The sequence below is a fragment of the Mesotoga sp. Brook.08.105.5.1 genome, from assembly GCF_002752635.1.
In the GTDB taxonomy this organism is placed as follows: Bacteria; Thermotogota; Thermotogae; order Petrotogales; family Kosmotogaceae; genus Mesotoga.
Map to the genome: position 1 here is coordinate 1 of NZ_AYTW01000058.1, position 1,126 is coordinate 1,126.

The 1,126-nt window shown below is 48.4% G+C and carries 2 protein-coding genes; both read left to right on the top strand.

The annotated features are described in order from the left end of the window. On the top strand, positions 1-281 hold a 281-nt coding region (locus tag V512_RS13540), incomplete at its 5' end, for a group II intron maturase-specific domain-containing protein (protein ID WP_279300422.1). 658 nt (positions 282-939) lie between these two features. Continuing rightward, the coding region (locus V512_RS13545; protein ID WP_165775405.1) for a type IV toxin-antitoxin system AbiEi family antitoxin domain-containing protein at positions 940-1,126 on the top strand (187 nt) is incomplete at its 3' end.

Here is a 1,126-nt window from a genome sequence, read left to right on the forward strand (position 1 = left end):
GAATGAGACTTCAAACCAAGTCATACCTGAGTATTGAAGAACTCTCAGAAAGGATCAACCCGGTAATAAGAGGTTGGATAAACTACTACGGACACTTTCGCAAATTTGAAATGTATACAGTACTGAGTCGGCTAAACAAAGCCTTAGTTCAGTGGGTAAGAAACAAGTACAAGAAAAGGAGAGGTCGTACAAAAGCGGGTAAATGGCTAGAAGCTCTTGCTCGCAGAGAGCCTCATCTATTTGTACACTGGACAATGGGGATATTCTATTCGGCTGGATAATGGGAGCCGGATGAATCGAGAGGTTCAAGTCCGGTTCTGAGAGAGCCTGGGGGTGAAATCCCCCTGGGCTACTCACCAGCATTGTCAGGATGACGTGAAGGAGTGTCATCCCTTGAGGCTGACCTGATGAGCGCCTCTTCGGTCATCCCGTGATGCACCTGCACGGGATCTCGCCCTGAAGAGCCGCTGCACGCTTAAGAACGAGGACCCGCTGATCGCTGACGAAGACAACGTTGTCCGTCAACGGTCCGCCGTCCACCGAGAAGAGCGCGTTTCAAGAGACTTATAAAGTTTATCGGGTTTTGCTCTTACAACTTGCAACTGTTTCAAAGATCTAGATCCTGGCCAGTAGCACGAGGATGACGTGAAGGAGTGCCAACACGCATAGCCTTCCCTGGAACCCACTCACTTAGTCATCCCGTAGTGGTTCTGTACGGGATCTCACCCTCACCATACCCTAGACCCGGTCCTACCCCTAGGAGACGAAGAACCTGGACGCGCAGCGTCGGAACGAAAAACTTGGGCGCAACGCGCCGGAACCGCTCTTTCGCTCTTGATAAAATGGAGTCCCTATTTTCAATGGTAGTCTGACAGTCATGCACATAAACGATACAATTGTATGCGCAAATGATATTTGTTCTCTTGTGAGAGGTGATACATGTCTTATGCTGAACAGATTCTAGACATCGCACGTAAGAACAACGGTATAGTCACATCGAGGCAAGTCACAAAAGCGGGGATAAATCGTCATTATTTGAGAGTCCTGGTAGACAAAGGTTTTCTCGAAAGATCGGAACGAGGCGTTTACATTATTCCTACAATCCTTGACGACGAGATGTTCAATC